The 5,864-nt window shown below is 68.3% G+C and carries 5 protein-coding genes, 1 tRNA gene and 1 pseudogene; 5 read left to right on the top strand and 2 right to left on the bottom strand.

What is annotated here, in order from left to right; translation table 11 throughout:
• The coding region (locus tag Q7T52_RS20450) for a phosphoenolpyruvate carboxykinase (GTP) (protein ID WP_304805399.1) at nucleotides 1–1,609 on the bottom strand (1,609 nt) is incomplete at its 3' end.
• A gap of 284 nt (nucleotides 1,610–1,893) precedes the next feature.
• On the opposite strand from Q7T52_RS20450, the gene Q7T52_RS20445 reads away from it, so the two are divergent.
• The 5 genes from Q7T52_RS20445 to Q7T52_RS20425 all read left to right on the top strand — a co-directional run bounded on the left by Q7T52_RS20445 (nucleotide 1,894) and on the right by Q7T52_RS20425 (nucleotide 4,773).
• Nucleotides 1,894–1,966 (top strand) — tRNA-Arg (locus Q7T52_RS20445).
• Nucleotides 1,967–2,182: 216 nt separating this feature from the next.
• Nucleotides 2,183–2,431, top strand: coding sequence for a helix-turn-helix domain-containing protein (locus Q7T52_RS20440; RefSeq protein ID WP_304805398.1), 249 nt, complete (start codon nucleotides 2,183–2,185; stop codon nucleotides 2,429–2,431).
• Nucleotides 2,431–3,687 (top strand): site-specific integrase, encoded by a 1,257-nt coding sequence (locus Q7T52_RS20435; protein ID WP_304805397.1) that lies wholly within the window; start codon nucleotides 2,431–2,433, stop codon nucleotides 3,685–3,687. The genes Q7T52_RS20440 and Q7T52_RS20435 overlap by 1 nt, the downstream gene beginning before the upstream one ends.
• 95 nt (nucleotides 3,688–3,782) lie before the next feature.
• A complete protein-coding gene (locus Q7T52_RS20430; protein ID WP_304805396.1) occupies nucleotides 3,783–4,427 on the top strand; it encodes a DUF433 domain-containing protein in 645 nt (214 codons plus the stop codon).
• A complete protein-coding gene (locus Q7T52_RS20425) occupies nucleotides 4,399–4,773 on the top strand; it encodes a hypothetical protein (protein ID WP_304805395.1) in 375 nt (124 codons plus the stop codon). The genes Q7T52_RS20430 and Q7T52_RS20425 overlap by 29 nt, the downstream gene beginning before the upstream one ends.
• Before the next feature lie 787 nt (nucleotides 4,774–5,560).
• On the opposite strand, the pseudogene Q7T52_RS20420 reads toward Q7T52_RS20425, so the two are convergent.
• Nucleotides 5,561–5,864: pseudogene (locus tag Q7T52_RS20420) on the bottom strand (hypothetical protein); the annotation flags it as partial.

The raw sequence follows: 5,864 nt of genomic DNA, 5'->3' as shown, positions 1-5,864 counted from the left end.
CGGCCTGGCCGTCGATGCGCTCGACGACCCACTTCAGGACGCGGCTGTTCTCACCGAAGCCGGGCCACAGGAAGCCGCCCTCGTCGTCACGTCGGAACCAGTTGACGTAGAAGATCCTCGGCAGCTTGGCGGCGTCGTTGTCCTTGCCGATGTTGATCCAGTGGCTGAAGTAGTCACCGGCGTTGTAGCCGATGAACGGCAGCATCGCCATCGGGTCGCGACGCACGATGCCGGTCGCGCCGACCGCAGCGGCGGTGGTCTCCGAGGAGAGCGTCGCGCCGAGGAAGGTGCCGTGGGTCCAGTCGCGCGCCTCGAAGAGCAGCGGGACGGTTGTCTTGCGGCGCCCACCGAACAGGATCGCGTCGATCGGGACGCCCCGCGGGTCGTCGAACTCGGGCGCGAGGATGTCGCACTGCTTGATCGGGGTGCAGTAGCGGCTGTTGGGGTGGCTCGAGTCGAAGTCGGACTCGGGGGTCCACTCCTCGCCCTTCCACGACGTGGCCCTGGCCGGCGGGTTCTCGAGGCCCTCCCACCAGACGTCGCCGTCCTCGGTGAGCGCGACGTTGGTGAACACCGAGTTGCCCTTGTTGATGGTGGCCATCGCGTGCGGGTTGGTGTGCTCGTTGGTGCCGGGCGCGACGCCGAAGAAGCCGTACTCGGGGTTGACGGCCCACAGGCGACCGTCCTCGCCGATGCGCATCCAGGCGATGTCGTCGCCGATCGACTCGACCTTCCAGCCCGGGATCGTGGGCTTGAGCATGGCCAGGTTGGTCTTGCCGCAGGCGCTGGGGAACGCCGCGGCGACGTACTTGGTGACACCGGCCGGGCTGGTGAGCTTGAGGATGAGCATGTGCTCGGCGAGCCAGCCCTCGTCGCGCGCCATGACGCTCGCGATGCGCAGGGCGTAGCACTTCTTGCCGAGCAGGGCGTTGCCGCCGTAGCCGCTGCCGTAGGACCAGATCGCGCGCTCTTCGGGGAACTGCACGATGTACTTGGTGTCGTTGCAGGGCCACTTGACGTCGGCCTGGCCGTCGGCGAGCGGGTGGCCGACCGAGTGGATCGCACGGACGAACGGGGCGTCGAGCTCGGTCATCCTGTCGAGGACGTGGGTGCCCATGCGGGCCATGACGCGCATCGAGGCGGTGACGTAGGCCGAGTCGGTCAGCTCGATGCCGAACATCGGCTTCTCGGCCTCGAGGTGACCCATCACGAAGGGGATGACGTACATCGTGCGGCCCTTCATGCAGCCGGCGTAGAGCCCGCGCATGATGTCCTTCATCTCGTCCGGGGCCATCCAGTTGTTGGTGGGCCCGCAGTCCTTCTCGTCGACCGAGCAGATGTAGGTGCGGTCCTCGACGCGCGCGACGTCGATCGGGTCGCTGGCGGCGTGGAAGGAGTTGGGCTTGATCGCCGGGTCGAGCCGGGTGAAGGTGCCCGTGCCGACGAGCGCGTCGGTCAGCTCGGTCCACTCCTCGTCGGAGCCGGTGCACCACTGGACGCGGTCGGGCTGCGTCAGGGCGGCCACCTCGGCCACGAAGTCGAGGATCCCCTGGTGGGTCGTGGGGCTGCTGGGCTGCTGGTCGGTGGTGCGTTCCTGCGTGGCGGTCATGCCTGGTCCCTCTCGCGCATGCGCGGCGCCGGGAAGGCCCCGGCGGCCGGCCGTCGAGCGTGTCGACGGTGTGTCGTGGAGTCGTGGTTGGATCGCCAGGCAACGTTGCCGCGATCGGGCTCGGCGAGGCTAACCCGGGTTTTCGGCCGCTCATATTGGACCGATCCAAGGGTGGTGGGCCAGGTCACACGCCCGACCGGACCGATCCCCGCCTGACCTCCGATTCGGCAACCTCCGGGCGGTCGGCTATTCTCGACCAGTCCTTCGGCGAGTCCGCGGGACCCGCGCCTGTAGCTCAACGGATAGAGCATCTGACTACGGATCAGAAGGTTTGGGGTTCGAATCCCTACAGGCGCACAGAGAAAACAGCCCCTGACCTGCGGAAACGCTGGTCGGGGGCTTTCTCGTTGTCCATCGATTTCCTGCCATGGGCCCAAATATGGGCCCAAAAACCCTTCGGTTGAGACGCCTCGAAGCCCGGCGCACACTGCCCGTCATGGACCTGTCGGAAGATTTCTCGAACTTTCTCGCCACCGGTGATCGCCAGAGCCCCCCTAGCGCGCTTATCTAGATGTGACCACTAACCACGCCCAGAGCGCCCCGTCCCTGCTGATGAACCTCGACGAGGTCGCCGACGAGCTGCGCTGCACGCGCCGCAACGTCGAGCGCCTCGTCGCCGCCCACGAGCTGCCCGTCGTCCGGTTCGGCCGCAGCGTCCGCATCGAACGCACCGTCGTCGAGGAGTTCGTCGCCGAGCACCGCGAGCCCGACCACCGTGCGACCGACCACCGTGCGTCTGAGCATCACCGGCGGGCCGGCTGATGGCCCGCCCACGCAAGACCGCCGGGGAGTCCACCAGCTCGCTCTACGAGGGCAGCGACGGACGCTGGCACGCCCGCGTCACCATGGGCATGCGACCCGACGGCACGATCGAGCGCCGCCACGTCAGCCGAGCGACGCAGCCCGAGCTGCGCGCCGCGGTCCGTGAGCTCGAACGCGGCCGCGACAACGGCGAGCACCGCTGGACCGAGCACGACCCCACCCTCGGCGTCTGGCTCCAGCACTGGCTCACCGACATCGTGCCGCGCACCACCCGCTGGAAGACCCAGTCGACCTACAACTCCCAGATCAAGCTCCACGTCATGCCGACCATGGCCCACATCCGGCTCAGCGAGCTCCAGCCCGAGAACCTCGAGCACCTCTACGGCTACCTCCTGGACCACGAACGCTCCATCCACACCGTCCGTGCCGTGCACCGAGTCCTGCGCTCGACCCTCAACGAGGCGGTACGCCGGCGCCGGATGCACTCCAACCCCGCCCTGGTCGCCCGGGCCCCGCGCCACGACACCGACGAGGTCGAGCCACTGACCGTCGGCGAGGCCCAACGGCTTCTCGCCGCCGCAGCGAAGCGAGGCAACGCCGCCCGCTGGTCCATCGCTCTCTCACTAGGCCTGCGCCAGGGCGAGGCCCTGGGGCTGATGTGGAGCGACATCGACCTCGAGGACGGCACCCTGCGGGTCCGCCGCTCCGTGCAGCGCTGGACCTGGCGCCACGGCTGCGCCCTCACCGAGACCGGCACCCCCGAGTGCGCCCGCAAGCGCGGCGCCGAGTGCCCCGAGCGCACCGGCGGCGGCATCCGCCTGGTCGACACCAAGACCAAGGGCTCGCGCCGCACCGTCGTCCTGCCGCTCCCGCTCGTCGAGGAGCTCAAGGCCCACCGCGCCGCACAAGCCCGCCGACGCCTCGAGGTCGGGCCCGACTGGGACACCACCCACGACCTCGTCTTCGCCACCAAGACCGGCAGCCTGATCGACCCCTGCCGCGACCGCGAGGCCTGGCTCGCCCTGCTCAAGGACGTCGAGCTGCGCCACGTCCGCGTCCACGACGCCCGCCACACCGCCGCCACCCTGCTGCTCCTTCAAGGCGTCGACATCCGTACCGTCATGTCCATCATGGGCTGGACCGAGATGGCCACCGCCCAGCGCTACACCCACGCGGTCGACGAGCTGCGCCGTCGGGCCGCGCAGCGCATCGGCGATCTCTTGTGGACGACGACGCCGGCAGGAGCGCAACGATGACCCACGCGCTGTTCGATGGCCTGTGCGATGTCTCCTGCGTTCCGATCCCGGGACGGATACAGTCGACTCGCACGACGAGCCGGGGTGGTGAGCACATGGACGCGAACCACACCCCGCTCCTGACCGCCCGCGAAGCCGCCCGCCACCTCCGGATGCCGGAGTCGACGCTGGACTCGTGGATCGTGAGCAGGCGCGGCGAACCGTCCCTCATCCACGCGGTCACCCCCGAGCAACGAGGCTGGCCTCGTCTTCCGTTCGTCGCGATCATCGAGGCGTACGTGCTCCGCCCGCTACGTGAGCTCGGTGCGCCGATGGACGAGGTCCGCAAGGCCGCCGCGATCGTGCGCGAGGAGTTCGGCGACGAGTACGCCCTGGCGACCCAGCGGATCGCAACCGACGGCGTCGACCTCTTCGTCCGTCTCGCCGACGACTCGATGCTCCAGGTCAAGCACCAGCAGCTCGGGATCCGCGAAGTACTTGACGGCTACCTGCACTACGTCACCTGGGACGACGAAGGGCGCCCGGCCCAGCTCCGACTGAGCCAGTACCCCGACGCGGCCGCGGTGATCATCGACCCGCGGTTCGGTTGGGGCTCACCGGTGCTGGCCAGCTCAAAGGTCCCGGTCGACGCCGTCCTCCAGCTGTGGCGCAACGGCGATCCCATGGCGGACGTCGCCGCTGAGTACGGCCTCATCACGGACGTAGTAGAGGGTGTCCTCCGCGCCGCGTCCGCCGCTTGAGTTCTTCCTCGAGCGCAGCCTCGGACGGCTCACGGCCGACCACCTTCGCTCCGCGGGCTGGACCGTCCACACCATCCACGAGCTCTTCGACAACCAAGGCGAAGACCTCGCCGACGAAGACTGGATGGAGTACGGCTGCTCGCGAGGGCGGATCTGCCTCACGAAGGACAAGCGCATTCGCTCCCGCGCCCACGAGATTGCCGCTCTCCAGTCCGGACACGTCTTCTGCCTCGCCCACGGCATCCTTGCCCGCGCCGAGTCCACGAAGCGGTTCATCGACGCGCTTCCCGCGATCACCCGCGGAACTGCCCGGCACGACGTCGGTTTCTGGCACGTTCACCGGTGAGGGTCGTCCGACGGATGTGGCCGTGACGGCCAGCCACCGGGATGAGGCAGTGTGGTCACCTGCAGCCAACGGAATTATCGAGGTAGAAGAGGTACGCGACGGCGACTGACAATGGATCTCTGCGCAAGGCCACGATGGCGGGACGCTCAAGAGCTTCGAGCGTCGCGCGGTCCGCTGAGACCAGACGTCTCGCCGAGGTCTCCCACATTCCAGGCGCCGCTCGCCGTGAGGCTGCCGTACGCGAACTCATCGACAGGGCTCGTTAGCCGGCGTCGACGCCACACAGACGCGTGGTCCTCACTGCCGAGCCGTGACGCATCGGTAGTACATCCGGCCCATAGGCGGTGGAATGACGCACCGGTCGCGGCCTGTGCCCCATCAACCCGCATGGGACTGAGCGGTCGGCTTGTCCGAAGGGATTGGGAAGCAGTCGCTAGGGCTATGTCGGCCGCTCTGCGACGCTTCGCACGAGAGCCATGGTGGGTCGCGGTACCTCGCCTGAGCGACAGGCAACGGGGCGTGACGACCGGTGTTCGCCGCTGCCCCTCCCAATCGCATGTTGGCCTGCGATACGTACCCCACGCGATTTGAGTGTGAATCTGCACCCTGTTCCTGTTGGTCCGCTGGGCCGGCCACTGCACCACTCAGGGAGCAGGGCGCCGGCATCGGCACCGGCATCAGCATCAGCCGATCAGGTGTCACCTACTCGTGCAGAGCCCCCGCCGCATGGCCGACGCAGACCGCGTGCACGGCCGACGTCCCTCGGAGTGACGCCCCGCCGAAGCCCTTAGATCAGGTCGGTGACCTTGGACGTCAACTCGTCGCGGACGGACTCCTTGACGGCTTTGTTGACCTGGTCCTCGAGTGCGTCCTGATTGTCGACGTTCTGCAGGAACAGACGCAGGTCGAGCTTGTCGATCACGCGGTCGAGGACGTCGTGGGAGGGGTTTACGTCGTTGATGAGGGAGTCCGGTAGGCGCCGGATGGCGAGCTTGGCAAGGGGGTTGAGGTCGGACCGGTCGAGGGCGTCGTCGAGGAAGTCCGACGACGGGGGCAGGCTGTCGTCGGCCACCATCGCGGGCACGGCCTCG

The organism is Nocardioides sp. (assembly GCF_030655615.1).
Lineage (GTDB): Bacteria > Actinomycetota > Actinomycetes > Propionibacteriales > Nocardioidaceae > Nocardioides.
Note: the sequence above shows the minus strand (reverse complement) of the source record. Positions and strands in the feature narration are given on the sequence as shown.

Excerpts from the sequence above, each read along its gene's own strand:
- Q7T52_RS20435 (WP_304805397.1), top strand. The coding sequence starts at position 2,431 with ATGGCCCGCCCACGCAAGACCGCCGGGGAGTCCACCAGCTCGCTCTAC.
- Q7T52_RS20430 (WP_304805396.1), top strand. The coding sequence starts at position 3,783 with ATGGACGCGAACCACACCCCGCTCCTGACCGCCCGCGAAGCCGCCCGC.